This is a genomic window from Edaphosphingomonas laterariae (assembly GCF_900188165.1).
Lineage (GTDB): Bacteria > Pseudomonadota > Alphaproteobacteria > Sphingomonadales > Sphingomonadaceae > Sphingomonas_E > Sphingomonas_E laterariae.
This window is the reverse complement of the sequence record NZ_FZOS01000002.1, coordinates 145,923-170,530: the sequence shown is the minus strand read 5'-3', so window position 1 is coordinate 170,530 and position 24,608 is coordinate 145,923. Positions and strand designations below refer to the sequence as shown.

Here is a 24,608-nt window from a genome sequence, read left to right as displayed (position 1 = left end):
GCGCGATCGAACGCCCGGCTCAGGCCTCGCCCTGCGTCTCGATCAGGGCGGCGGCAATCGCTTCCTGCGGGTTCTTGTCGGCCCACAGCACGAACTGGAACACCGGGTAGAAACGCTCGCACTCGTCGATCGCGGCTTCGACCAGCGTTTCCGCCTGTTCGATCGTCAGCACCGATTCCTGCCCGTTTTCGAGCAAGGTGGCGTGGCGGAACAGCAGCATGCCGGACGACGCCCACATTTCGAAATGGCCGATCCACAGCTGTTCGTTGATCAGGCCGATCGTTTCGTAAATCGTCAGCCGCTTGTCGGCGGGCACGCGGATATCGGGCAGCGCCAGGAACTGGAGCACGCGATCTTCCTCGCGCCACACCGCGCGCAGCTCATATTGCGCCCAGCTGCCCTGGAAGGTGGCCACGATCTCCTCGTCGCCATTGCGTTCATGGTTCCAGCCGTGGGCGGCGAAATATTGTTCGAGCATCTCGATCGGGGCGCTGGCGTCCCGGCCGCTCTCGAAATCATCTACGGTCATATGCCCCTCCCCACGGGCGTTGCGAGGCCAGGGTGAACCCGTGCGCCACAAGTGGCAAGCGCCCGGGCCTTCGGCCCGGGCGCCAATGCGTCAGAAAGCTGTGGATGAAATAGGTTAAGCGTCGGCGGCATCCGCACCCGGCTTCGCCTTTGCTGTCTTGGGCTTGGCAGAACCCGCCTCCAGCGCGTCGAGCCGCGCCTTCAGTGCATCAGCCTCGTCGCGCGCGGCGGCGGCCATTGCCTTCACCGCCTCGAACTCGTCGCGGCTGACGAAATCGAGCCCGCCGATCCACTCCTTCGCCCGCTCACGGGCTGTGGCCTCGGCCTCGCGGCCCATCCCGGCCAGCGTGCCCGCCGCGCCGTTCAGCACCTTCACCAGATCGTCGAAAATGCGGTTCTCAGATTGCATGTCGCTTGGCGCTCCCGTGCGCGTGTCCGAATCAAAGACTGATCTGGGTGCGCGCGCGCCCGGGTGCAAGCGATTCCGCATCGGGATTAAGCCGCATCACCTCATAATTGAGGGCCGAAGCGAAGATCAGCCAGCCGAGATAGGGCAGCAGAAGCAGCCCCGCCACCGGCCGGATGCGCCAGAAACGCCATATCGTTACGGTAACGACAAGCGTCAGGATGGCGATCAGCGCCAGTGCGGCCGTCACCTGATGCGCGGCGAAGAACAAGGGCGACCAGGCGAGGTTCAGGAGCAGCTGGACGGCGAACAGCGCGATCGCCACCTCGCGCCCGCGCGCGCCGCGCGCCGCCACGATCAGCGCCAGCGCGAAACCCATCAGCACATAGAGGATCGTCCACGCCACCGGAAACGCCCAGCCCGGCGGCATGAAGGCGGGCTTGGCCAGCGCCACGAACCACGGGTTGCGGTAACCCGAATTGGACAGCCAGCCCGATCCGATGCCGAGCATCAGAACCAGCGGAACGAGCACGATCGCCCAGCGAATCAAACCCATGCGAAGCTGCGACTGCGAAGCGATCTGGCCCATTCCTGGCTCATTCCCCCCAAAAAGGCGGCCGCCCCCGGCCGCTTACTCTGCCGGCTGACTGTGCCCCGGTCCGCCGCCATTTTCCAGTGCCGCTTCAAGCTTGCGGGTCACGGCGAGCGGTGAACCCGTGCGCCGCGCCATCAGCACATAGAGCACCGGGATCATGAACAGGGTGAAGATCGTCGCGATGCTGACGCCCCAGACGACGACCACGCCGATCGCGCGACGCGCGGCCGCACCGGCGCCGCTGGCGATCATCAGCGGCACGGCGCCCGCGACCGTCGCGATCGAGGTCATCAGGATCGGCCGCAGACGCCGCACCGCCGCCTGCTGGATCGCCGCGATGAAGGCGACGCCCTCGTCGCGCAGCTGGTTGGCGAATTCGACGATCAGGATGCCGTTCTTGGCCGCCAGCCCGACGAGCATGACGATGCCGACCTGGCTGTAGAGGTTGAGCGTCTGGCCCATCACCGCCAGGCCGATCACGCCACCCGCCACGGCCAGCGGCACGGTGGTGATGATCACGCCGGGGTGCACGAAGCTTTCGAACTGCGCCGCCAGCACCAGATAGACGATGACGATGGTCAGCAGGAACACGATCAGGATCGATCCGCCGCTTTCCTTATAGGCATGGCTTTCGCCGCGATAGCCGACGGCCGTCACCTCGGGCGAGGCGGCGGCCTGTTCTTCCAGGAAGGTCAGCGCCTTGCCCAGCGAATAGCCCGGCGCCAGGCCACCCGAAAGCGTGATGGCGCGCATCTTGTTGAAACGGCCGAGTTCACGCGCGTCCGCGCTTTCGCGCACGGTGACGAGGTTGGCGAGCGGGACCAGCTGGCCCGACATCGAACGGACATAGACGCGGCCGAGATCCTGTTCGACCTTGCGGCCCGACGGATCGGCCTGGACGATGACGCGATATTCCTCGCCCCGATCGACATAGGTGGAAACGCGGCGCGATCCCATCAGCGTCTGCAGGGCCTGGCTGACGGCATCCACCGACACGCCCAGATCGCCGGCGCGCGCCGTGTTCACGTCGATCAGCAATTGCGGCTTGGTTTCCTTATAATCGGAATCGAGGTTGATGATGCCGGGATTGTCCGCCGCCGCCGCAAGGATGCGATCGCGCGCCCGCGCCAGTTCCTCATAGCTCGCGCCCGCGATGACGAAGTTGAGCGGCTGCCCGCGCCCGCCGCCCAGCGACGAAGGCGAAGTGGCGTTGCCGCGCATCGCCGGCAGATCGCGCAGCTTGGCGTTGATCTCGTCAATCACATCCTGCGTCTTGACGTCGCGGTCTTCCCACGGCTTCAGGAACAGCGTCATCGCGCCGCTGTTGAAATCCTCGGTCGCGCCGAAACTGGCGGGCGCGCGGGTGATCGCCCGGCGGATCACGCCGTCGCCCACCATCGGCAGGACGATCTTTTCCACCTGCGCCATCTGGCGTTCGAGTTCGTCGAACCCGGTGCCTTCGGCAGTGCTGAGCTGCATGGTGATGATGCCGATATCCTCAGTCGGCACCAGTTCGGACTGCAAGGTCAGGAACAGCCCCGCCGCCCCCGCCAGCAGCGCGCCCACGCCACCAAGCACGAGCAGCGGGCGGCCGAGCGCGCGTTCCAGCACGGTCGCATAGCCCGTCTCGATCCGGCGGAAGCGATCGTCCACCCATTGCGCCAGCCGGCCGCGTTCTTCGTTGCGCAGCAGCTTGGAACACAGCATCGGCGCCAGCGTCAGCGCCAGGAAGCCCGAAAAGGCCACCGCGCCGATCATCGCCGCCGCCAGCTCGCGGAACAGCAGGCCGGACTGGCCGGCGATGAACATCACCGGCACGAACACCGCGCACACCACCAGCGTGGTCGAGATGACGGCAAAACCCACCTGTCGCGTGCCCAGATAGGCCGCCGCCAGCGGGTCTTCGCCCTGCTCGATCCGGTGATAGACATTTTCCAGCACCACGATCGCATCGTCGACGACAAGGCCGATCGCGAGCACCAGCGCCAGCAGCGTCAAGAGGTTGATCGAAAAGCCAAGGAACCAGAGCACGGCGAAGGTGGCGAGCAAACAGATCGGCACCGTCACCGCCGGGATCAACGTCGCGCGCCAGCTGCCGAGGAACAGGAAGATCACCGCGACCACCAGCACGGCCGCTTCGGCCATGGTGTGATAGACGGCATCGATCGCGCGCGAGATGAACAGCGAGCTGTCCGTCCCCGTCTCCATCGTCATGCCCGCCGGCAGGTTCTTGCGCATCTGCGCCGCCACCGCCTTGGCCGCATCCGCCACGGCCAGCGTGTTCGCGCCCGACTGGCGGATGATGCCGATGCCGACCCCGGTTTCGCCATTGGCGCGGAACGAGGAATAAAGATTTTCAGGCGCCTCCTCGACACGCGCGACGTCGGACAGGCGCACCAGATAGCCGCCTGCCCCACGCCCGACGACCAGCTGGCCGAACTCGGCCGCGGTCTGGAACGGGCGGTTCACGCGCACGGTGACATTCTGGCTCTGCGCCTCGATGCGGCCGGCCGGAAGCTCCACATTCTGCGTGCGCAGCGCGGATTCCACGTCACCCGGCGTCAGGCTGAACGCGGCGAGCTTTTCGGGGTTGAGCCAAACGCGCATCGCCGGCCGCGCCTCGCCGCCGATCCGCACCTGCGCCACGCCGTCGATCGCCGAAAAGCGATCGACCAGCACGCGATCGACATAATCGGAAAGCTGGATGCGCGACCATCCCGGCGGAGCCGACAGGGTGAACCACAGGATCGGCTGGGCGTCCGCATCGACCTTGCGGATTTCGGGCGGCAGCGCGTCATCGGGCAGATCGTCCGCCACGCCGCCCACGCGATCGCGCACGTCATTGGCGGCGGCATCGATGTCACGTCCGGGGGTGAACTCCACCGAAATGTCGGACTGGCCGTCGCGCGACCGCGACGTGATCGTCTGGATGCCCTCAATGCCCGCCAGCCGTTCCTCGATCAGCTGGGTGACACGGCTTTCCACCACATTGGCGGCGGCGCCGGTATAGGTCGTCTCCACCGAAACGATCGGCGGATCGACGTCGGGATATTCGCGCACCGAAAGGGTGAAGAAGGCGACCGTGCCGACGATGGTCAGCAGGATCGCCATCACCGCGGCGAAAACGGGTCGCTTGACGGACACATCGGAGAGCAACATCGCTTACTTCTCCGCCGAAGCCTGCTTGGTGGCCTGCCCTTCCTTCGCGCCTGCCGTGCGGATGGTCGATCCGTCGGCCACCTTGACGATGCCTTCGCCGACGATCTTCTGCCCCGGCTTCAGGCCTTCCACGATCTCGATCATGCCGCTGTCGCGCACGCCCACCTTCACCGGCACGCGCTTTACCTTGTCATTGTCACCGATCAGGAAGACGAAACGATCCGCCCCCTGGCCGACAACCGCAAGCTCGGGCACCGCCGGCGCGGTCCGCGCCTTGGCCTCGATCGCCACGGTCAGCAACATGCCGGGCTTCAGCGCCAGATCGCGATTGGGCAGCACCGCGCGCACCATCACCGATCGCGTCGCCGGATCGACCACCGGGTCGATCGTGGCGATCGTGCCGCGAAACGGCGTGTCGGGAAAGGCCGCCGCCTTGGCGACGATCGGCTGGCCCTGCGCCACCGACGACAGCATCGTTTCGGGCACCGGGAAGTCCAGCTTGATCTGCGAAATATCGCTGATCGTCGCGATCTCGGTTCCCGCCGTCACCACCGCGCCGGCTGAAACCGTGCGGAGCGAGGCATAGCCGGCAAAAGGCGCGCGGATCACGCGATCGCCGATCGACGCGATCGCTTCGGCCGCCTGCGCGCGCGCCGAGGCGGCGGCCGCGATCTGCGCGTCGACGCTGGCATTGGTGGCGAAGCCGCGATCCTTGAGCGCGTTCAGCCGGGTCAGCTGCTGTTCGGCCTCGCGCGCACGGGCGCGGGCATCGGCCAGCTGCGCATTCTGCTGGCCCGCCGCCAGCACCGCGATCACCTGGCCTTGCGACACATAGCCGCCATCCTGGAAGTTGATGCGCTCGATACGCTGCGTCACCGGGGCGGACAGCGTCACCTGTTCATTGGCGCGCGCGGTGCCCACCGCCTCGATGCGATCGACGAAGCGGGCCGGCGCGACGATCGCGGCGGTGACGAGCGGCGCCTGGCGGGCGCCACCTTTCGGTTCGCCCGATCCACAGGAAACGAGCGTCAGCGCAAGGGCGGGCAATAGGAAATGTCGCATCGGGGTCCGGTTAGATCTCGCTGTCAAAGCTGCCATACGTCATTGATCGGGCCCTGCCGCTGCAGGTCTGGCCGCGCAACCCCACGCGCTGCATCCTGCTTATGGCACGGTCGGGCCCGTGGAATATTTCACGCTTGATACATGAACGTGCCCAGCCCCGTTACAGATCCGCGGTGAGGCTGAGCGTGAAGCGTCGTGGCAGATTGTAGACGAAGAATCCGCTGTCGCCCACGCCATAGCCGAATGTATTCAGAATATTTCCTAGCTGTGCGCGCAACACTGCGGGCGATTTTCCGATCGGGAAGCGATAGCGCGTGCCCAGCGCCAGCGCGGTGCGCGGCGGGACGACGAGATCGCTGCCCGGCGCGGCGCTGGCAATGCGATCGCCGACGCTTTCGAACACCGCGTCGAACGACCAGCGATCCAGCCCGCGCGGCCGCCAGTCGACACTGAGCAGGCTGTTACGCTCGATCGCGCCGGTCGGGCGGTTGCGGATCAGCCCCGCATCCACCTCCTCGCCGCTGATCCTGGCATCGAGGAACACCGTGCCGGCGACCACGTTCAACCCCTTCACGATCTCGCCCGCCAGCGACAATTCCACGCCGCGATGGCGCACGTCGCCCAATTGGCGGAAACGCTGGGCGGTATCGACATTGTAATAAGGCTTCACCACCTCGAACACGCCGGCCACCGCCTTCAGCGCGGGCGTGATGGCGATGCGCACGCCGGCATCGGCCTGGCGGGTGCGGATCGCCGGCGGGGCCTCGTTGCGGTTCACCGCATTGTCGGGCGCGACCGGGCTTTCCTCCAGCCCGCGCACATAGCCGCCATAAAGCGCGATCGTGGGCGTCAGATAGGCGGCGGCGGTGACGGAATAGAGCCACGGCTTGTCGCGCGATTCGGGCAGCGGCCCGGCCGGATCGTCGATCCGCTTGCGATAATCGGTCTTCTGGATACCGATGCCCAGTTCGCCGACATTGCGCCAGCGCAGTTCATAGCCGGCGCCGAAGGTGGTCTGCTGCACCTCGTCACGCGTGTCGGGGCCGAACACGAAATCCGGCTTGGGGCGATAATCCTTGACCGTATAGCGGGTGGGCCCGAGCGAGATCACGTCGGCGCCGCCATAGCGCCGCTTCTGATCGCGGCCGCGCGCCATCAGGTGAATGGTGTGGCGCCGGTCATTCTCGGCCAGGCTGCGCGACACGCGCACTTCGCCCGATGTCGAACGATAGCGATTGTCGGCATCGGCGATGATCACGCGGTCGGCGGCATTGCCCTCCTCGTCGACGCCGAACAGCAGGTCGGCAAAACCCATATCGACCTTGCGGTCGGACCGGACGAGGGACGCCTGCACGTCGAACCCCGCAATCGGCGCCTTGGCGATCAGCCCGTAATTGCGGTTGTGGCCCTTGGCCTCCGCCCAGGGCTGGCCGGTATAATCGAGCCGAGGCACGCGCGGCGGCACATGATCGCCGCTGGTGAAGACCAGCGTCTCAGGTTCTTCATCGGAAAAGTTGAGCTGGCCGAAAAAGGCGGTGATGTCGACGCCCGGCGCCGGGCGCCAGGTGGGGATGATCGCGAAATTCTCATAATCCGGCGTCGAGCCGTAATGCGTTTCTTCGCGATAGATGCCGAAGCCGCCGGCAATGCCGAAGCGTTCGCCGTCGATCGGCAGCTTGGCGTCGACCTCCAGGCTCATCGTCTCATATGGGCCGCCCGTCGCGACGATGCTGGTGATCGCCTTGTCGCCCGCCTTGCGCAGGCGATAATCGGCGATGCCGGTCGGCGCAGGAAAGGGATAGCCCTGCGCGGTCAGGCCGACGCGCACGGTGGACCCTTCGATCAGGCGATCGGTCAACCCCGCCTGCTGGTCGAAATACAGGCCCTCGATACGCACATTGCCGGCATCGACCGGGCTGAACCCGCGCACCTGATTGGGGCCGTACAGACCAAGCTGTTCATTGCCGATGCTGGTGCCGAAGGCATCTTCCGCCGCCGTTACGGCATTGTCCCCCGTGCGCTGGGCCAGCGCCGGATCGGTCAGAAACAGGATGGAAAGCGCGCCAAGCGGTAGCGAACGATGGGTTCTGGGAAGCATCATCCCTGCTGGCATCGCCAGGCAGGCAATCGCGCCCTTAATCGACGAACCGCAAACCCGGTTCGACAGACGGCGGAACCATCACCCCGCCGCCGGCCCGAACAGGACGGCTAAGCGCCGCCCCGGCCTTGCTTATTTCTTGAACGGATCGACGAAACCGGCGCTGTCGTCACCCTCGCCCGAAAGCGCGGCATCGGCGGCGCGGGCGGCGGCTTCACGCTCGGCGCGCAGCGCGTCGATCAGCGCCTCGCGATCGCCTTCCAGACGGCTGTCGACCGGCGCCTCGATGCCCGCCGCCTTCGCCGCCTTGGCGACGATGGCGTCCAGTTCGCGCTGCGAACACAGGCCCAGCGTCACCGGATCCTTGGGCACGATGTTGGCGATGTTCCAGTGCGTGCGATCGCGGATCGCGGCGATCGTGGTGCGGGTGGTGCCGATCAGCTTGCTGATCTGGCCGTCCGACACCTCGGCATGGTTGCGGATGATCCAGGCGATGCCGTCCGGCTTGTCCTGCCGCTTGGAAACCGGCGTGTAGCGCGGCCCCTTGGTACGGCGCACCTGTTCCGGGCCCTTGAGCATGACCAGCCGGTAATTGGCATCGGCCTGGCCCTTCTCGATCTCGGCCATGGTCAGTTCACCCGCACGGACGGGATCGCGACCGGTGAGCTTGGTGGCCGCCATGTCATCGGCGATCGCCTGCACTTCCAGGATGTGGAGGCCGCAGAAGGCCGCGATCTGTTCGAAGCTGAGCGCCGTATTGTCGACGAGCCACGAAGCGGTCGCATGGGGCATAAGCGGCTGGGCCACGGAAACATCCCTCCAGAAATAAATAGGGCCGCCCCTTGCGGAGCGGCCGATGCGTTCCGGCCGGGTGTAATGCCCATGGCCGCTTAGGGCAAGCAGAATGGGATTCAGGCCGCGGCGGCGGCCCTGCGGGCGGGAACCAGCGCCGCCAGAAACTGTTGCGCACTGGCCCGCCAGCCGAAGCTGCACCCATAAGCGGCGGCATCCGCCCGATCGAGCATGAGCGCCGCCGCGATGGCATCGCCCAGATCCTCGGCCATGGCGCCCGATCGCGGGTCGAGCACGTCGACCGGGCCGGTGACGGGAAAGGCGGCCACCGGCGTTCCGCAAGCCAGCGCCTCGATCATCACCAGCCCGAACGTATCGGTGCGGCTGGGAAAGACGAACACGTCGGCGCCGGCATAGACGCCGGCCAGCGCCTCGCCCGACAAGGCGCCAAGGAAGGCGACGGCGGGATGCTTGCGCTTGAGTTCCGCCAGCAACGGGCCATCGCCGACGACGATCTTGCTGCCCGGCCGGTCGACCGCCAGAAACGCCTCGATATTCTTTTCCACCGCGACGCGGCCGACATAGAGCATGATCGGGCGCGGCAGGCGATCGAAGGTGGGGGGCACGATTGCATCGGGCCGGAACAGCGCGAGATCGACGCCGCGCCCCCAATGGCGGACATTGGCCAGCCCATGCGCTTCCAGCACCCGCCGGATCGTCGGCGTCGAGGCGAGCACGGCCGAGGACGGTGCGTGGAACCAGCGGATATAGCGCCAGATCCACGCCGCCGGCACGCCGGTGCGCCGCGCCACATAATCCGGGAACTGGGTGTGATAGGCGGTGGTGAATTCCACGCTTTGCCGCAGGCACCAGCGCCGCGCCGCCAACCCCAGTGGCCCTTCGGTCGCGATATGCACGGCATCGGGCGCGTGATCGGCGATGATGCGTCCCACGCGATCGGCAAAGGCCAGCGCCAGCCGGATTTCGGGATAAGTGGGGCATGGCATCGAACGGAAGCGATCGGGCGCGACGAAGGCGACGTCATGGCCCATGACGCCCAGTTCGGCGGCGATCGATTGCAAGGTGCGCACGACGCCGTTCACCTGCGGCACCCAGGCATCGGTGACGATGACGATCTTCATGCCGCGATCCGCTGCCGATCGGCCAACGCCGCCCGCGCCCGCGCGGCCATTTCATCGGCCCAGTGCAGCAATTCCATCCGCCCGTCGAAATGCTCGACCAATGCGGTGCAGCCTTCCACCCAATCGCCATCGTTGTAGTAACGCACGCCACCGATCTCGCGCATTTCGGCATTGTGGATATGGCCGCAGACGACCCCGTCGACATTGCGCATCGCGGCTTCGTGGGCCACCACCTGTTCGAAGCGGGAGATGAACTCGACCGCGTTCTTCACCTTGTGCTTGGCGTGCTTGGACAGCGACCAATAAGGCAGGTCCAGCCGGCGCCGCACCGCGTTGACGACGACGTTGACCCGCATAAGCGCGCCATAAGCCGCGTCGCCCAGGAAGGCGAGCCAGCGATGCGCCAGCATGATCGCATCGAATTCGTCGCCATGGAGCACCAGCAGCTTGCGGCCGTCGGCGGTGGTGTGGACGGCCTTGCGGCGGATTTCGATGTCGCCGAACGTCATGCCGGTGAACTGGCGGAACATCTCGTCATGGTTGCCGGGGATGTAGACGACGCGCGTGCCGCGCTTGGCGCGCTTCATCACCCGCCACACGATATCGTTATGCTTGGCCGGCCAATACCATTTCCGCCGGAGCCGCCAGCCGTCGATGATGTCGCCGACGAGGTACATCGTCTCGCTGTCGGTATGGTCGAGGAAATCGATCAGCAGATCGGCGTTGCAGCCGCGCGTGCCGAGATGGATGTCGGAAACCCAGATCGTGCGGAACCGGCGCCGTTCCCCGTCACGTTCAGGGTGGGCGAATGGCGGCTCGCGCAATTCGGGCAGGTCGGCAATCGCGGCAATGCGGGCAATCGCGTCCATAAGCGGTCCCTTGTCCATGGGGCTCGCTCCGCAGCGTATCGCGAAAGATTGTTACAGTTCGAACTCGGGTGGGGGCGGCCACCCCACCCGCACCGCCATCAATCGGTGATGGCGATGTAACCCGGTGCCCGCTTGATGGCGGCGATCCAGCGCGAAATGGCCGGATAGGCGCCGAGATCGAAGCCGCCTTCATCGGCGACATGGGTATAGGCGTAGAGGCATATATCGGCGAGGCTGATGCGATCGCCGACGAAATAGCCCTGCCCGTCGCGCAGATGCTTTTCCATCACCGCCAGCGCGGCATCACCGCCTGCGCGCTTGCCTGGAATCGCCGCGCGCTGCGCCTCGGTCAGCGCATCCTCGCCCACGAAGGCCAGCCAGAAACGCAGCGTGGCGATATTGGGTTCGTGATTATATTGTTCGAAGAACATCCAGCGCAGCATATCGGCCCGATCGAACCGATCCGCCGGGATCAGGGGCGAACCATCGGCCAGCCAGAAGGACGCGGCATTGCTTTCGGGCAGCATCTGATCGCCCATCTGCAGCACCGGGATCCGGCCATTGGCGTTGACGTTTGCAAGGAAACCCGGCGTGCGGGTTTCGCCTTTCAGAATGTCATATTCCCGCCGATCGAGCGCGATCCCCAGCAAGGCGGCGGTCAGCCTGATCTTGTAGCAATTTCCGCTATTCGTATATTCGTGCAGGATGATAGGGGCCATGGCGATGCTCCGATTGCGGTGACGGCCGCATAAACCGCCACGGCGCCGATCGCCAGCATCGCCGCGCCCGCCAATGGGGCCGCCGGCCATGCCGCTTCAACCTTTCGTCAACCATTATGGCGCAGCCTAACCGCCATGGAACGCCCCCTGCCCGCCCATCTGATCCGCCGTGCCGGCGTCGCGCTGGCCGGGCTGCTGTGCGGAATGCTGTGCGCGGCCGTGCTGGCCGATCTGAAAGCGCCCGTGCCCCCCGCCACGGAAACACTTTCGACTAAAGCTATTTAGGCCCGCTCCGGCCGGGATTGCCAAACCCGATTCGGCCCCTATTCTGCCCGCTCCAGCGTGAAGGGGGCGGCACAGACGCACAAGAACGCCGGCCCGAACCTCACGCCCCAACAGGGGAAGGAGATCGGATGCCTATCGTCTATCTGGCAATAGCCTGTGGCGTGATCGCCATTTTGTACGGTTTGCTTACCAGTCGACAGGTCCTCGCCGCATCGGCGGGCAACGAGAAAATGCAGGACATCGCGTCCGCCATCCAGGAAGGCGCACAGGCCTATCTGGGGCGCCAATATCGCACGATCGCGATCGTCGGCGTCATCGTCGCGGCGCTCGTCCTCTATTTCCTCGGCCATATTTCCGCGATCGGCTTCGTCATCGGCGCGGTGCTTTCGGGCGTGACCGGCTATATCGGCATGAACATCTCCGTGCGGGCCAATGTGCGCACGGCGGAAGCCGCGCGCGGCAGCCTGCAGGGCGGCCTGACGCTCGCCTTCCGGGCGGGCGCCGTCACCGGGATGCTCGTGGCTGGGCTCGGCCTCCTCGCGATCGCGATCTTCTTCTGGTATCTCACGGGGCCGGGCGGCATGTCGCTCGATATCCCCGAAGAAAAGCGCATCGTGGTCGATGCGCTGGTGGCACTGGCCTTCGGCGCGTCGCTGATCTCGATCTTCGCGCGACTGGGCGGCGGTATCTTCACCAAGGCGGCGGACGTCGGTGCCGATCTCGTCGGCAAGGTGGAAGCCGGCATCCCCGAGGATGACCCCCGCAACCCGGCCGTGATCGCGGACAATGTGGGCGACAATGTCGGCGACTGCGCCGGCATGGCGGCCGATCTGTTCGAAACCTATGTCGTGACGCTGGGCGTGACGATGGTGTCGATCGCGCTGCTCATCACCGCGCCGCTGGCCGAAATCAGCGCACTGATGGCGCTGCCGCTGGCGATCGGCGGCGTGTGCATCATCACCTCGATCATCGGCACCTACATGGTGCGCCTGGGTTCCAGCCAGTCGATCATGGGCGCGCTTTACAAGGGCTTCCTGACATCGGCCTTGCTGGCGGTTCCGGCCTTCTGGTTCGTGACCGACTGGGCGCTCGCCGGCTTCGGCGGCCTGGGGGCAACCTTCTCGATCACCGACTTTGCCGGCAACCCGATCAGCTTCAACGGCATGGACCTGTTCTGGTGCATGATCGCGGGTCTGGTCGTCACCGGCGTGATCGTGTGGATCACCGAATATTATACCGGCACCACCTTTCGCCCGGTGAAATCGATCGCCAAGGCTTCTGAAACGGGCCACGGCACCAACGTGATCCAGGGCCTGGCGATCAGCCTGGAGGCAACGGCGCTGCCGACGATCGTGATCATCATTGCGGTGATCTTCGCCTATCAGGTGGCCGGCATCATCGGCCTGGCCTTTGGCGCGACCGCGATGCTGGCCTTGGCCGGCATGGTCGTGGCGCTCGACGCTTATGGCCCGGTGACGGACAATGCCGGCGGCATCGCCGAAATGGCGGGGCTGGACGACAGCGTTCGCGTCAAGACCGACGCGCTCGACGCGGTGGGCAACACCACCAAGGCCGTGACCAAGGGCTATGCCATCGGATCGGCGGGCCTTGCGGCGCTGGTGCTGTTCGGTGCCTACACCACCGATCTCGGCATCTTCTTCCCCGATCTCAGCGTCAATTTCTCGCTGAGCAATCCTTATGTGATCGTCGGCCTGCTGCTCGGCGCCCTCCTCCCCTATATCTTCGGCGCCTTCGGCATGACTGCCGTCGGCCGCGCCGCGGGTTCGGTGGTGGAGGAAGTCCGCGCCCAGTTCCGCGACAATCCGGGGATCATGGCAGGCACCAGCCGGCCGAACTATGCCCGCACGGTCGATCTCGTCACCAAGGCGGCGATCAAGGAGATGATCGTCCCGTCGCTGCTGCCGGTGCTGGCGCCGATCGTCGTTTATTATGCGATCACCGCCGTCGCCGGGCAGGCCAACGGCTTCGCGGCCTTGGGCGCGCTGCTGCTGGGGGTGATCGTGTCCGGCCTGTTCGTCGCCATTTCGATGACGTCGGGCGGCGGCGCGTGGGACAATGCCAAGAAATATATCGAGGACGGCCATCATGGCGGCAAGGGCAGCGATGCCCACAAGGCCGCGGTGACGGGTGATACCGTTGGCGATCCCTATAAGGACACTGCCGGCCCGGCGGTGAACCCGATGATCAAGATCACCAACATCGTGGCCCTGCTGCTGCTGGCGGCACTCGCCCACGCGGGCTGACGCCGCTTCGATTGCCTATCGGCCCCGCCCGTTAACCATTTGGGCGGGGCCATTTTTTTGCCCGCAAACCTGCCCCACCCGTCCCGTTATGGGATGAAAATCAACAAATATCGTTGTTTTACCGATGGTTATGCCACATTTCCGTTTCGTGACACCCCCGCACCAATTGTTGACCTTTCGTTCACCATAAGCCTACCCCAAGGTCGACGCCGTCTGGGTTGGGGCGGCTTGAAACAGGGGTACCATATTGATGCGTAAGCTTTTGCTCGCCCTGGCGGCAACGGCCGCCTTCGCCGCACCGGCGAACGCCGCGATCGTGTTCAGCGATAATTTCGACGGTGAAGCCGGTGGCAGCAGCACCGTGCTCAACTATACGGGTTTCGCCCAGTGGGACGTGTTCGACGGCACCGTCGATCTGCTCAACCAGCCCAACAGCTATGGCATCGCCTGCGCGGGCGGCAGCGGCTCCTGCGTCGATCTCGATGGTTCGACCGGCGATCCCGGCACGATGATCACCAAGGAGATGTTCGCGTTCAAGGCGGGTGACACCTTCACGCTCACCTTCGATCTTTCGGGCAGCCAGCGCACCGGGCCGGACGGCTTCGTCTATGGCTTCCAGTTCGTCGATCCCGACGGCCTCGCCCTTTCCGATGCGTACTTCCTGAACGCGGACGAAGATTTCGGCACCTATGCCGCGACCGGCGATTTCGGCTTTGACGGCAACCTCAAGCTGATCTTCCGCGCCGATCCCGATGGCCCGGGCAGCGACAATATCGGCCTGATCCTCGACAATGTGTCGCTCGACATCAGCCCGGTTCCCGAACCGGCGAGCTGGGCGATGATGATCGCCGGCTTCGGCCTCGTCGGTGGCGCGATGCGCAACAGCCGTCGCCGCCCGACCGCCGCGATCGCCTGATCGAAGGCAAGGACAAGAAAGGGCCTCGGCCACCCGGCCGGGGCCCTTTTCTTATGCGCGGACAACATCTTCCATCCGCCCCAAGCCGCTGCTAGCAATATCGGAAAGAGGGGGGCCTCGATGATATTGCGGACCATGACTGCGCTGGCACTTGCGCTGGCAACGCCGGCGGTGGCGGCGGAAACCACGCCGGCCACATCTGTTCAGAACAACAACACGCCGCGTCCTGCCGAGGACTTTGGCCGCGTACCATTTCTTTCCGAACCGTCGATCTCGCCCGATGGCCGGCGGATCGCCGCCCGCATCGCGATGGACGGGCAGATGATGCTCGCCGTGTTCCCGGTGCTTGCGAGCGAAGGCAAGCCGGTGTTGCTGCCGATCGCCGGCGGTGCCGAGTTCAATTGGTGGCGCTGGGTCGGCAATGACTGGCTGGCCGTGGGGATCGGCAAGACGGTGTCCATTACCGGCACCGATTTCTATGCGACCCGCATCGTCGGCGTCAGCGCCGATGGCAAGCAGGCGCAGCAACTCGCTTATCGCGATGTCGGCGAAAAGGCGGATGATCTGCTGTGGACCGCAAGGGACGGCAGCGCGCGCATCCTGTTCGCCATGCAGAGATCCATCTATCTGGGCGAGGAATTCTGGCCGCAGGTGATGGAGGCCGACCTTTCGACAGGTCGCCTGAAGAGCGCGGGCCGTTCGGCAACCGGCGTGATCGACTGGCACGCCGATGGCCAGGGCGTCGTCCGTATCGGCATCGGTTACAGCAAGGAAGGCCGCAACAGCCGGCTGCTCTATCGCGCGAAGCAGGGGGATCTGTTCCGCGTCGTCGACCGCGCGAAGAGCGCTCGCGACGAAAATTTGATGGTGCCGGCGCTGTTCCTCGCCGATCCCGGCAAGGCCGTTGCCTTCGACGACAGCAGCGGTTTCACCACGCTTCGCGAACTCGATCTCGCCACGCTGGAGCTCGGGCGCACGATCTTCCAGACGCCGGGCCACGACCTTGCCGGCATCGTCCCCAATATCGCCGGCGACAGCGTGCTGGGCGTGAGGACGCTGGAAGATCAGCCGCGCACGCACTGGCTGGATGCCGGCCTCGCCGAGATTCAGGCCGCGCTCGACAAATCCGTTCCGGGCCGCGTGGCGGACATCGTGTCGATGGATGCGGAGCAGCGACGGCTGCTCGTCCATGTCGCAGCACCCAACCGGCCCGGCGCATATTATCTGTTCGATCGCGATATAGGACGGATGCAGCGCTTCGCCTTCGTCAACGAAGCGTTCGGCTTTGCCGAGGGGCACCCGGTGAAGACCATACGCTTCAAGGCGCGCGACGGGCTGGAAATCCCGATGATCGTCACCCTGCCCCGCAACCGCCCGGCGACGAATTTGCCCGTGATCATGATGCCGCATGGCGGCCCGTTCGCGCGCGACAGCGAAAGCTGGGATTGGTGGGCGCAGTTCCTGGCCGATCGCGGCTATGCCGTGCTGCAACCCAATTTCCGCGGATCCGCGGGCTATGGCAACGCCTTCGCGGCGCGCGGCGAAGGCCAATGGGGCCTCGCCATGCAGGACGACCTGAACGACGCGCTGGCCTGGGCGGCGAAGCAAGGCATGGTCGACGCCAAGCGCGCGTGCATCGTCGGCGCCTCTTATGGCGGCTATGCGGCCATGCGCGCGGCCCAGCGCGATGGCGCGCTTTACCGTTGCGCCGTTTCCTATGCGGGCGTGTCGGACCTGACCGAAATGCTGCGCTACAACCGCCGCTTCCTCAACAGCGGCGCCGGATCCGACTGGCTGCGCGAACAGGCCCCTGATCTGCGCAACGTATCGCCGATCAACTTCCCCGCCGACATCGCGATGCCCATGCTGATAATGCACGGCAAGGAGGACCAGCGTGTCCCGGTGCGCCAATCACGCGAATTTGCGGAGAAACTGGCCAAGGCAGGCAAGCCGGCGCGCTATGTGGAACAGCCGCTGGGCGACCATCATTTCTCGCGCGAGGAGGACCGGCTGCAATTCCTGAAGGAACTGGAAGCGTTCCTCAACCAGCACAATCCGCCGGGTTGAGGCTGTCCAGCACATTGATCCGCTGGTGCACGGCCGCCTCGATCTCTTCGCGCGGAAGGCGTGGCGGCAGGGTATCGGAAAAACGGAAGATGATCGTGCCGGCCCGTTTGACGAAGCGGCCGCGCGGGCACAGCCGGCCGCTATCGAGCGCGACAGCCACGACCGGAAGGTTCAGCGCCTTGTAGAGCCCGGCAAACCCCGCGCGGAGCGGCGGCTGCTCCCCCGGCGTGACGCGTGTGCCTTCCGGAAAGATCAGGACACCGCGCCCTTCTGCGATCGCCGCACGGGCGGCCCTCAGCATCGTCCGCAGCGCACTGGCCGATCCTTCCCGATCGACCGGGATCACGCCATAATTGCGGGCAACCTTGCCCCAGCCCGGAATGTCGGCCAGTTCCTGCTTCAGCACCACGGCCGGCTGATCGAGCAGGCGAAGCAGTTCAATCGTTTCATACATCGACTGGTGCTTGGAGGCGACGATCACCGTGCCTTGCGGGATCACGCCTTCCACGCGGGTGTGGATGCCCAGCAGCACCCGGCAGCACCAGCCATGGAAGCGCGCCCAGTTCACGGCATGGGCGCGCAACGCATGCGGGCCGGCGAGCGCGACCGGAAAGGCACTGAGCACCGCGACGATCGTGCCCAGGTAGAAAATAATCGCGAACACGACCGAGCGCAGCAACGCCATCAACATCAAATCCCCAACGGTGCCGTCAGCCGGCGCAGCAGATATTTATGATATTCCTCGAACAAAGCGCGCAGGCTCGGCTCGCTCGGCACCGCATCGGCGAGGATCGTCACCTCGTCGCCCAGCGCGCGCGACAGTTCGAAACGCGCGCGCAGCATATGCCAGTCGGTGGTGACGAGCCGGATCGAGCGATAATGATGCCGCGCCACCCATTCGGCCGTTTCATCGGCATTCGATCGCGTGTCAACGGCATCGCTGCCCAGATCGACGCAACAATCGATCAGCTTTTCGGGCGCGCCATGGGCCGCCGCCAGCTCGCGCGGGCGGACGCGGCGATCAGCACCGGACACCAGCAGCCGCTTGGCCTTGCCCTGTTCCAGCAGCGCAAGACCGCGCTGCACCCGCCCCGGCCCGCCCGTCAGCACCACGATCGCATCGGTCACGCGATCGTCCGCCGGGCCGGGCAGCGCCATCGCGAACCAGGCGAAGCCGAGCATCCACGCCAGCATCAGGGCGGCAATGAAGCGGGAGATCATGGCGACCGTCCCGTCACAGGATCCGCCGGAGCGCGGCGATCACCGTCCAGCGTGCAGCGAACATGGCCAGCAGCATACCCGCAACCGGCAAGGCGGCAAGCAGCGCCCATCCCCACCAGGCCAGAGTGAGCGAACCCACCAGTTCCGACCCCAAGGCAGCGAGGCGGACGCCGAGCAGGACGACGACCGCGATCGCCCCGGCCAGGCCGAGCAGGCCGCCGGCAAAGGCGTCGATCGCGATGCGGCGCTGGAACAGGCGGGCAATCTGCAGGTCGGTCGCGCCCAGCAGGTGCATGACATCGATGGTGGCGCGGTGGCTGGTGAGCGCGCCGCGCGCGGTGAGCACGACGACCGCCGTGGTGGCCGCTGCCATCAGCACGACCAGCGCGGCCGCCAGCCATTTCAACGCGGCGAGCAGGCCGGTGAGCGGGGCGAGCGCCTGGGCATGATCGTCGATCCGCGCGGCGGGCGCGGCTTTCGCCAGCGCGGGGGCGAGGCGGTCCGCGTCATTGCCGGGCCGCAGCGTCACATCGATCAGCGCGGGCACCGGCAGATCGCCGCCCATCGCCTCCCCGCCCAGCCAGGGTTCAAGCAGCGCCGCGATCTCGGCATCGGTGACCCGCTTCGCATCGGCGACGGCGGGATGGCGGGCGAGCATCGCCAGCGCCGCACGCGCCTGCGCTTCGCGAATATCGGCGTTCGCCTCGACCACCTGGATCGTCGCGCGGTGCGCAAGATCGCCGCCCATCGCCCGCGCCGCCTGGGCAAGCGCGAGGCCGCTGGCGGCAGCGAGCACCATCAGGAACATCATGATCGCGATCACCCACGGCATCGGCCCGGCAAGCCGCGTGTCGGGCATCAGCCGGCTTTCGGCAAAGGGCACGAACAGCTTCATGCGGCCGGCCGCGACGGCGGGTGGCGCAGCGCGCCGGTGGGATCGGCGATCCGCCCGCGATCAAGCCGCATCATCTGGGCATGGGCGACCCGGCCGATCAGGTGGATATCGTGGGTGGCGACGACGATCGTGGTGCCCAGCTTGTTGAGCGCATCGAACAGGTGGATCAGCCGCCCGGCCATTTCGGGATCGACGTTGCCCGTGGGTTCGTCGGCCACCAGCAATTCGGGCCGTCCGATCACGGCGCGCGCGATGGCGACGCGCTGCTGCTCCCCGCCCGAAAGCGTGGCCGGGCGCGCCGTCGCACGGTTGGCAAGGCCCACCCAGGCCAACATCTCGCGCACGGGGCCGTCCAGTTCCTTTTCCGACACGCCGGCAACGCGCAATGGCAGCGCCACATTGTCATAAGCGGAAAGATAGGGAACCAGCCGGAAATCCTGGAACACCACGCCGATACGCCGGCGGAAACCGGGCAGCCGCGCGCGCGGCATGGTGACGATATCCTCGCCAAACAGGCGGATCAGGCCGCGGCTCGGCCGCTGGGCAAGATAAAGCAGCTTGAGCAGCGACGTCTTGCCCGCACCCGACGGGCCGGTGAGGATGTGGAAGGTGCCGGGCGCCAGAGTGAAGCTGATGTCAGACAGCGTTTCCGCGCCGGTGCCATAGCGCAGACCGACATTATCGAACTGGACGATGCCGCCCATGCCGCGCCCCGCTTGCCCTTTCCATTCGGGAATTTGCCCCGCCGCCGTCCATGGCACGGCCCGGCCGCGAAGGCAAAGGCAGCCACGAGAAATCCTGCACTTGCGGAAATCCCGGCGTGAAGCTGAAGCGGTCGCCCTGCCTGCTGAACGCTTCGCGACACCCAACCGGGGCTCACCACCCGAACTTACACAGGATTCAGGCCGGGCGGGCTTATCGGCGTCCCGCGAAGAAGGCGCGGAGCATTGTGGCCGCTTCGCTTTCGCCTATGCCCGCATAGACTTCGGGACGATGGTGGCAGGTGGGCTGGCCGAAGAATAGCGGGCCATGGGCCACCGCCCCGCCCTTGGGATCGGCCGCCGCATAATAAAGCCGGCGGATGCGGGCGAGGGAGATGGCGCCCGCGCACATGGCGCAGGGCTCCAGCGTCACCCACAGATCGCAATCGCCCAGCCGCTCATTGCCGATCGCCTCGGCCGCGCGGCGGATCGCCAGCATCTCGGCATGGGCGGTGGGATCGACCCCGCCGCGCATGGCGTTGGCCGATGTGGCGATCAATTGGCCATCGCGCATGATGACGGCGCCGACCGGCACCTCGCCCGCATCCGCCGCCTGCTGCGCCAGATCGAGCGCCAGGCGCATCGGTTCGGGAAGGGGGAAAGCCATTGCCGGGCTGTAGCGGCCGCACGGCAACCGCGCGAGTCCCTCTGTCCGGCGCCTCAATCGTCCGTCGCCTTAATCGTCCCGCGCCTTAATCGCGCCTGGCGAAACGCGGAACGAGAATCGCGCCGAGGCTGAACAGCAGCCCCGGCAGGAAGAACAGCAGCGTCAGCGCGACGCTGATCCAGAAAGTGGGGGTGATCCCCCGATCGAGGAACACCCCCAGCGGCGGGAGGAAGAGAGCCGCGATCAGCGCCAGCACCGGCAGTGCCGGCCCGTTCGCGCCATCCTCCTCCCGCACGATCAATCCGCCTTCTTCACGTCGACCGTCGGCAGTTCGACCTTTTCCTTGGTCGTGCCGACTTCGACCTTGGGCACTTCGATACTGGTGCTCTTGGTGCCGACATGCACATCGGCGGTCTTCACGTCGAAGGCCGGCGCCTGCCCGCCTTCGACCGCCACTTCGGGCAGCTTCGTCTCACGCGTCTGGTTGATGTCCACCAACCCGAAGGCGAAGGCGGCAATCACCGCCAGAATCGCAACCACGGCAACGATGAGGCCGCTCCGCATAATTCATTCTCCTTGCCCGTTCAGGACCGGGGAAATAACGAAGCCGTGGCCAACGGGTTGCATCGCGCAGCGCGACGACTGGCGGATGGCGGTTGACGAATCTCCCAAGGGTGGTTATCCGGCCGCACTTTCCGGGCAACCGAACACCTAGGACGAAGCATCATGGCGCGCATCTGCGAACTGACCGGCAAGGGCCGGCAGGTGGGACACAATGTTTCCCACGCGAACAACAAGACCAAGCGGACTTTCCTGCCGAACCTGCAGAATGTCACGCTGATCTCGGATGCGCTGGGCGAGAGCGTCAAGCTCCGCGTCTCGACGCATGGCCTGCGCTCGGTCGAGCATGTCGGCGGCCTCGACAACTGGCTGCTCAAGACCAACGACGAGAAGCTGTCGCTGCGCGCTCGTCGCCTGAAGCGCCAGATCGCGAAGAAGGCCGCGGCCTGATTTCCGCGCGGGCGGCACGCCGCCCGCGACCTTCTCAATCGAGACGGAAACGCAACAGCAGCGTCCTTTGGACGCTGCTGAAATTGTTGTCGGATGCGATCCACAGGATCGTCCGGCCGCGTTCCTGCGTCACCGCCAGCGCCTCCATATTGTCCACCGTCAGCGGTGGCACCAGTCGCGCGATTTCGCGCCCCTTTACTTCGGCACCCGTTTGAATCGCAGCCGAATCGACGATCGACAGGATCGCCGACACGCCATTGAGCGGCGTGAATCGCCGATGGAGCGCGATCAGTCGGCCATCGGGCAGCAGCGCCATATCCGTCACCACATAGCCGTCCGGCGGGCGATAGTCGAAACGCGCCGGCCGTGCGCCATCCACCGGATCGCCGGGGAAAATAAGCGCCTGTCGCGTGCCGGCGGCCGCCCCTTCCGCCTCCTCGGCAAAGACCAGCGCACGCCCATCGGGCAGGCGCACCATCGCCTCCGCACCGCCATTACGCGGCCAGCCCGCCATGTCCGGCGGCGCGACATGGCCGGTCGCGCGCGTCACCCCGGCATCGTAGCGCCAGATCGCATTGGCGCCTTCGAACCCGACCCACAGCGCACCATCGGGGCCGCGCAGTGCGGATTCGCTGTCACGCCCTCTGCGCCCGAAGGGGATGGCAGGGCCATCGGGCAGCGGCCCGATCACCCGCCCCGCAGGCGGCCGATCCCCCCGTGGTTCGATACGGAACATGCCGCCCTGATCGCCGATCGCGAGCAGGCCTTCGCCATCGACCGTGAGCGAGGATATTCCGCCGAAGCGCCGGTCGCCGCTCGTCAACACCCAGCCGCCGGCATAGGTGAGAGCGCCCACGCGCATCCGCGCCGGATCGCGCGGATCAAGCATCACGGGCCGCGCCTGAATCGCCGCGCCATGCGGCCCGCCGCTGGCCGGTAGATTCGAACCGCCCGCCAGCAGCATTCCCATCAGCGCCAATATCGTTCGCATGATCAGCGGTTTAATCGACCGGCGCGGCGCCGCCAAGCTGAACGCAGCCTAACGGGGCCGTTCAGCACCAACTCACCCGAATCGCGCGATAAGGCCTGTGTGTCGACGAAGGGCGCCCGTTCCGGCGCCGATCGGAAGACAAGGAGTAAGGGTCGTGTTCAAGACAATCGCCTTTTCGGCCATCGCCGCACTGACCGCCGCCACCATGGTGCCCGTCGCGGCCGAGGCCAAGCATTATGACCGTGGCTATAGCCAGGGCTACAAGCACGGACATTATCGCGGGGATCGCGGCTATGATCGCGGCGATCGTTATTATCGCGGTGGCCAGCGTTATTATGGCGACCGTCGCTACGATAATGGCCGGCGTTATTATGGCGATCGCCGTTACAATGGCGGCCGCGGCTATTATTCCGGCCGCTGCCGCGACAGCGGCACCGGCGGCACGATCATCGGCGCGATCGCCGGCGGCCTGCTCGGCAACGAAGTTGGCAAGAGCGCGGATTATCGCCGCGACGGCACCACCGGCGCCATCATCGGCGCGGGCGTGGGCGCGCTCGCCGGCCGGGCGATCGACCGCGACTGCTGAGATCATTTTTTCTGCTTACCCTCGGGTCGCGTAGCGAGGGCCGGGCCGGGGCTTCCCACGGGAGGCTCCGGCCCCAGTTTTTCAGGGCTGGCGAAAAATCTTGCCCGGATTCATGATGTTCTGCGGGTCGAGCGCGGCCTTCACCGCGCGCATCAGATCCACCGTCTCGCCCAGTTCGGCTTCCAGCGCATCGATCTTGCCCAGCCCGATGCCATGTTCGCCGGTGCAGGTGCCGCCCATCGCCAGCGCGCGATCCACCATGCGGGCGTTGAGCCGCTTGGCCTCGGCAAACTCCTCCGGCCGCTCGGGATCGACCACGAAGATCACATGGAAATTGCCGTCCCCGACATGGCCGAGGATCGGCGTCGGGATCGCGCTCTGCGCCAGATCGGCACGGGTTTCGAGAATGCAGTCGGCCAGCCGGCTGATCGGCACGCACACATCGGTCGACCAGCCGGTCGCGCCGGGGCGCAGCGCCAGCGCGGCATAATAGGCCTGGTGACGCGCCTTCCACAGCCGGTTGCGCTCCTCGGTCGACGTCGCCCAGTCCAGATCGCCGCCACCATGATCGGCGCTGATCGCGCGGATGATGTCCACCTGTTCGGCGACATGGCCTTCGGACCCATGAAATTCGAAGAACAGGGTCGGCTTGCAGGCCAGATCGGTCTTCGCCCAGCGGTTGACCGCGTCGATCTGGACCTCATCGAGCAGTTCGACGCGCGCGATTGGCACGCCAAGCTGGATCGCCTGCACCACGGTATCGACAGCACCGCCAAGGCTGTCGAACGCGCAGACCGCCGCCGAGATCGTTTCGGGAATGCCGTAGAGGCGCAACGTCACTTCGGTGATGATGCCCAGCGTGCCTTCAGCGCCCACGAACAAGCGGGTGAGATCATAGCCGGCCGCCGATTTGCGCGCGCGCCGCGCGGTCGTGATGATGCGGCCGTCGGCCGTGACCACCTTCAGCGCCAGCACATTTTCCCGCATCGTGCCGTAGCGCACCGCATTGGTGCCCGACGCGCGGGTGGATGCCATGCCGCCGATCGTGGCGTTCGCGCCGGGATCGATCGGGAAGAACAGGCCCTTGTCACGCAGGTGCAGGTTGAGATCCTCGCGCGTGACGCCAGCCTCCACCGTGCCATCGAGATCGGCCTCGTTGACCGCGACGATGCGGTTCATGCCCGTAAGATCGATGGTCAGCCCGCCGCGCACCGGCGTGATATTGCCTTCGAGCGATGTGCCAGCGCCATAAGCGATCACCGGCACGCCATGGCGCGCGCAGATCCGCACGGCCCCCGCCACTTCCTCGGTCGATTGCGGGAAGGCCACGGCATCGGGGCTGCGGGCAGCGTGGTAGGTTTCGTTCTTGCCATGCTGCGCGCGCACCGCCGGGCTTTGCGTGAAGCGATCGCCCAGCAGCGCCGCCAGTTCGGCGGCGGTCGCGGCCGACAGCTCGGACTCGGGGCTGGCGGGCTGGGTGACGGCGGATCGGGCGGAGGATTCGGCGGAAGCGTTCATGGCCCGCCTTATACACCCGCGATCCGGCGCGTGCGCGGCCTTGTGGCAAATTTCACGTCGAAAGCGTGACCATTGTCACCGCATCGAAACCGGCTTTGCGCCATAGTCCCCCTACC

At 66.1% G+C, this 24,608-nt stretch carries 25 protein-coding genes; 6 read left to right on the top strand and 19 right to left on the bottom strand.

The genetic code is table 11. The features are described from left to right. Positions 1-19: 19 nt before the first annotated feature. From CHB74_RS03205 to CHB74_RS03160, 10 genes are all read right to left on the bottom strand, one after another. A complete protein-coding gene (locus CHB74_RS03205) occupies positions 20-529 on the bottom strand; it encodes a type III secretion system chaperone family protein (protein ID WP_089218167.1) in 510 nt (169 codons plus the stop codon). A 114-nt stretch (positions 530-643) separates the two neighbouring features. Continuing rightward, the gene (locus CHB74_RS03200; protein ID WP_089218166.1) at positions 644-937 is read right to left on the bottom strand and encodes an accessory factor UbiK family protein; all 294 of its coding nucleotides are present in this window, start codon (positions 935-937) and stop codon (positions 644-646) included. 31 nt (positions 938-968) lie between these two features. Then, positions 969-1,523 (bottom strand): TspO/MBR family protein, encoded by a 555-nt coding sequence (locus CHB74_RS03195; RefSeq protein WP_089218165.1) that lies wholly within the window; start codon positions 1,521-1,523, stop codon positions 969-971. 42 nt (positions 1,524-1,565) lie between these two features. Then, positions 1,566-4,688 (bottom strand): efflux RND transporter permease subunit, encoded by a 3,123-nt coding sequence (locus CHB74_RS03190; protein ID WP_089218164.1) that lies wholly within the window; start codon positions 4,686-4,688, stop codon positions 1,566-1,568. 3 nt (positions 4,689-4,691) lie between these two features. After that, positions 4,692-5,750, bottom strand: coding sequence for an efflux RND transporter periplasmic adaptor subunit (locus CHB74_RS03185; protein ID WP_089218163.1), 1,059 nt, complete (start codon positions 5,748-5,750; stop codon positions 4,692-4,694). Between the two features lie 160 nt (positions 5,751-5,910). Next, positions 5,911-7,851, bottom strand: a complete 1,941-nt coding sequence (locus tag CHB74_RS03180) for a TonB-dependent receptor domain-containing protein (protein WP_179220698.1) — start codon at positions 7,849-7,851, stop codon at positions 5,911-5,913. 129 nt (positions 7,852-7,980) lie between these two features. Beyond that, entirely contained in the window at positions 7,981-8,640 is a 660-nt protein-coding gene (locus CHB74_RS03175; protein WP_179220707.1) for a DUF1013 domain-containing protein, read from the bottom strand. A 119-nt stretch (positions 8,641-8,759) separates the two neighbouring features. Further along, a complete protein-coding gene (locus CHB74_RS03170; RefSeq protein WP_089218160.1) occupies positions 8,760-9,782 on the bottom strand; it encodes a glycosyltransferase family 4 protein in 1,023 nt (340 codons plus the stop codon). Further along, complete coding sequence (locus CHB74_RS03165; RefSeq protein WP_089218159.1) at positions 9,779-10,651, bottom strand: UDP-2,3-diacylglucosamine diphosphatase; 873 nt, start codon at positions 10,649-10,651, stop codon at positions 9,779-9,781. Before CHB74_RS03165 ends, CHB74_RS03170 begins: the two co-directional genes overlap by 4 nt. Positions 10,652-10,749: 98 nt before the next feature. Beyond that, complete coding sequence (locus CHB74_RS03160; RefSeq protein WP_089218301.1) at positions 10,750-11,370, bottom strand: glutathione S-transferase family protein; 621 nt, start codon at positions 11,368-11,370, stop codon at positions 10,750-10,752. Between the two features lie 135 nt (positions 11,371-11,505). Here CHB74_RS03160 and CHB74_RS21885 point away from each other — a divergent pair, with 135 nt between their 5' ends. From CHB74_RS21885 to CHB74_RS03145, 4 genes are all read left to right on the top strand, one after another. Continuing rightward, positions 11,506-11,655 (top strand): hypothetical protein, encoded by a 150-nt coding sequence (locus CHB74_RS21885; RefSeq protein WP_179220697.1) that lies wholly within the window; start codon positions 11,506-11,508, stop codon positions 11,653-11,655. A gap of 128 nt (positions 11,656-11,783) precedes the next feature. Then, positions 11,784-13,919 carry a sodium-translocating pyrophosphatase gene (locus CHB74_RS03155; RefSeq protein ID WP_089218158.1) on the top strand — a complete coding sequence of 712 codons (2,136 nt, stop codon included), beginning with the start codon at positions 11,784-11,786 and terminating at the stop codon, positions 13,917-13,919. Positions 13,920-14,169: 250 nt separating this feature from the next. Further along, complete coding sequence (locus CHB74_RS03150; protein WP_089218157.1) at positions 14,170-14,835, top strand: PEPxxWA-CTERM sorting domain-containing protein; 666 nt, start codon at positions 14,170-14,172, stop codon at positions 14,833-14,835. A gap of 120 nt (positions 14,836-14,955) precedes the next feature. Next, on the top strand, positions 14,956-16,902 hold the full coding sequence (locus CHB74_RS03145; RefSeq protein ID WP_089218156.1) for an alpha/beta hydrolase family protein: 1,947 nt from the start codon (positions 14,956-14,958) through the stop codon (positions 16,900-16,902). Here the strand turns inward: CHB74_RS03145 and CHB74_RS03140 are convergent. The 7 genes from CHB74_RS03140 to CHB74_RS03110 all read right to left on the bottom strand — a co-directional run bounded on the left by CHB74_RS03140 (position 16,877) and on the right by CHB74_RS03110 (position 20,950). Further along, positions 16,877-17,587, bottom strand: coding sequence for a lysophospholipid acyltransferase family protein (locus CHB74_RS03140; protein WP_089218300.1), 711 nt, complete (start codon positions 17,585-17,587; stop codon positions 16,877-16,879). The genes CHB74_RS03145 and CHB74_RS03140 overlap by 26 nt on opposite strands. A gap of 5 nt (positions 17,588-17,592) precedes the next feature. Continuing rightward, complete coding sequence (locus CHB74_RS03135; RefSeq protein WP_089218155.1) at positions 17,593-18,123, bottom strand: YdcF family protein; 531 nt, start codon at positions 18,121-18,123, stop codon at positions 17,593-17,595. A gap of 13 nt (positions 18,124-18,136) precedes the next feature. Beyond that, positions 18,137-19,018, bottom strand: a complete 882-nt coding sequence (locus CHB74_RS03130) for a cell division protein FtsX (protein ID WP_089218154.1) — start codon at positions 19,016-19,018, stop codon at positions 18,137-18,139. Continuing rightward, positions 19,015-19,722, bottom strand: a complete 708-nt coding sequence (ftsE, locus tag CHB74_RS03125; protein WP_089218153.1) for a cell division ATP-binding protein FtsE — start codon at positions 19,720-19,722, stop codon at positions 19,015-19,017. The genes CHB74_RS03130 and ftsE overlap by 4 nt, the downstream gene beginning before the upstream one ends. Before the next feature lie 211 nt (positions 19,723-19,933). Beyond that, entirely contained in the window at positions 19,934-20,386 is a 453-nt protein-coding gene (locus CHB74_RS03120) for a nucleoside deaminase (RefSeq protein WP_089218152.1), read from the bottom strand. Between the two features lie 85 nt (positions 20,387-20,471). Further along, positions 20,472-20,681: a YqaE/Pmp3 family membrane protein gene (locus CHB74_RS03115; RefSeq protein WP_245842575.1), complete on the bottom strand. Its 210-nt coding sequence runs from the start codon at positions 20,679-20,681 to the stop codon at positions 20,472-20,474. Between the two features lie 2 nt (positions 20,682-20,683). Next, positions 20,684-20,950, bottom strand: a complete 267-nt coding sequence (locus CHB74_RS03110; protein ID WP_089218151.1) for a hypothetical protein — start codon at positions 20,948-20,950, stop codon at positions 20,684-20,686. A gap of 162 nt (positions 20,951-21,112) precedes the next feature. On the opposite strand from CHB74_RS03110, the gene rpmB reads away from it, so the two are divergent. After that, positions 21,113-21,397 (top strand): 50S ribosomal protein L28, encoded by a 285-nt coding sequence (rpmB, locus tag CHB74_RS03105; RefSeq protein ID WP_089218150.1) that lies wholly within the window; start codon positions 21,113-21,115, stop codon positions 21,395-21,397. 34 nt (positions 21,398-21,431) lie between these two features. On the opposite strand, the gene CHB74_RS03100 is transcribed toward rpmB, so the two are convergent. Continuing rightward, the gene (locus tag CHB74_RS03100) at positions 21,432-22,388 is read right to left on the bottom strand and encodes an esterase-like activity of phytase family protein (RefSeq protein ID WP_089218298.1); all 957 of its coding nucleotides are present in this window, start codon (positions 22,386-22,388) and stop codon (positions 21,432-21,434) included. Between the two features lie 205 nt (positions 22,389-22,593). Between CHB74_RS03100 and CHB74_RS03095 the strand changes: the two genes are divergently transcribed. Continuing rightward, on the top strand, positions 22,594-22,974 hold the full coding sequence (locus CHB74_RS03095) for a YMGG-like glycine zipper-containing protein (protein WP_089218297.1): 381 nt from the start codon (positions 22,594-22,596) through the stop codon (positions 22,972-22,974). A gap of 81 nt (positions 22,975-23,055) precedes the next feature. Here CHB74_RS03095 and CHB74_RS03090 read toward each other — a convergent pair whose 3' ends face one another. Then, positions 23,056-24,492, bottom strand: coding sequence for an FAD-binding oxidoreductase (locus CHB74_RS03090; RefSeq protein ID WP_089218149.1), 1,437 nt, complete (start codon positions 24,490-24,492; stop codon positions 23,056-23,058). Positions 24,493-24,608 lie beyond the last annotated feature (116 nt).

Excerpts from the sequence above, each read along its gene's own strand:
- CHB74_RS03205 (WP_089218167.1), bottom strand. The coding sequence starts at position 529 with ATGACCGTAGATGATTTCGAGAGCGGCCGGGACGCCAGCGCCCCGATC.
- CHB74_RS03200 (WP_089218166.1), bottom strand. The coding sequence starts at position 937 with ATGCAATCTGAGAACCGCATTTTCGACGATCTGGTGAAGGTGCTGAAC.
- CHB74_RS03195 (WP_089218165.1), bottom strand. The coding sequence starts at position 1,523 with ATGGGCCAGATCGCTTCGCAGTCGCAGCTTCGCATGGGTTTGATTCGC.
- CHB74_RS03190 (WP_089218164.1), bottom strand. The coding sequence starts at position 4,688 with ATGTTGCTCTCCGATGTGTCCGTCAAGCGACCCGTTTTCGCCGCGGTG.
- CHB74_RS03185 (WP_089218163.1), bottom strand. The coding sequence starts at position 5,750 with ATGCGACATTTCCTATTGCCCGCCCTTGCGCTGACGCTCGTTTCCTGT.
- CHB74_RS03180 (WP_179220698.1), bottom strand. The coding sequence starts at position 7,851 with ATGATGCTTCCCAGAACCCATCGTTCGCTACCGCTTGGCGCGCTTTCC.
- CHB74_RS03175 (WP_179220707.1), bottom strand. The coding sequence starts at position 8,640 with ATGCCCCATGCGACCGCTTCGTGGCTCGTCGACAATACGGCGCTCAGC.
- CHB74_RS03170 (WP_089218160.1), bottom strand. The coding sequence starts at position 9,782 with ATGAAGATCGTCATCGTCACCGATGCCTGGGTGCCGCAGGTGAACGGC.
- CHB74_RS03165 (WP_089218159.1), bottom strand. The coding sequence starts at position 10,651 with ATGGACGCGATTGCCCGCATTGCCGCGATTGCCGACCTGCCCGAATTG.
- CHB74_RS03160 (WP_089218301.1), bottom strand. The coding sequence starts at position 11,370 with ATGGCCCCTATCATCCTGCACGAATATACGAATAGCGGAAATTGCTAC.
- CHB74_RS21885 (WP_179220697.1), top strand. The coding sequence starts at position 11,506 with ATGGAACGCCCCCTGCCCGCCCATCTGATCCGCCGTGCCGGCGTCGCG.
- CHB74_RS03155 (WP_089218158.1), top strand. The coding sequence starts at position 11,784 with ATGCCTATCGTCTATCTGGCAATAGCCTGTGGCGTGATCGCCATTTTG.
- CHB74_RS03150 (WP_089218157.1), top strand. The coding sequence starts at position 14,170 with ATGCGTAAGCTTTTGCTCGCCCTGGCGGCAACGGCCGCCTTCGCCGCA.
- CHB74_RS03145 (WP_089218156.1), top strand. The coding sequence starts at position 14,956 with ATGATATTGCGGACCATGACTGCGCTGGCACTTGCGCTGGCAACGCCG.
- CHB74_RS03140 (WP_089218300.1), bottom strand. The coding sequence starts at position 17,587 with ATGGCGTTGCTGCGCTCGGTCGTGTTCGCGATTATTTTCTACCTGGGC.
- CHB74_RS03135 (WP_089218155.1), bottom strand. The coding sequence starts at position 18,123 with ATGATCTCCCGCTTCATTGCCGCCCTGATGCTGGCGTGGATGCTCGGC.
- CHB74_RS03130 (WP_089218154.1), bottom strand. The coding sequence starts at position 19,018 with ATGAAGCTGTTCGTGCCCTTTGCCGAAAGCCGGCTGATGCCCGACACG.
- ftsE (WP_089218153.1), bottom strand. The coding sequence starts at position 19,722 with ATGGGCGGCATCGTCCAGTTCGATAATGTCGGTCTGCGCTATGGCACC.
- CHB74_RS03120 (WP_089218152.1), bottom strand. The coding sequence starts at position 20,386 with ATGGCTTTCCCCCTTCCCGAACCGATGCGCCTGGCGCTCGATCTGGCG.
- CHB74_RS03110 (WP_089218151.1), bottom strand. The coding sequence starts at position 20,950 with ATGCGGAGCGGCCTCATCGTTGCCGTGGTTGCGATTCTGGCGGTGATT.
- rpmB (WP_089218150.1), top strand. The coding sequence starts at position 21,113 with ATGGCGCGCATCTGCGAACTGACCGGCAAGGGCCGGCAGGTGGGACAC.
- CHB74_RS03100 (WP_089218298.1), bottom strand. The coding sequence starts at position 22,388 with ATGCGAACGATATTGGCGCTGATGGGAATGCTGCTGGCGGGCGGTTCG.
- CHB74_RS03095 (WP_089218297.1), top strand. The coding sequence starts at position 22,594 with ATGGTGCCCGTCGCGGCCGAGGCCAAGCATTATGACCGTGGCTATAGC.
- CHB74_RS03090 (WP_089218149.1), bottom strand. The coding sequence starts at position 24,492 with ATGAACGCTTCCGCCGAATCCTCCGCCCGATCCGCCGTCACCCAGCCC.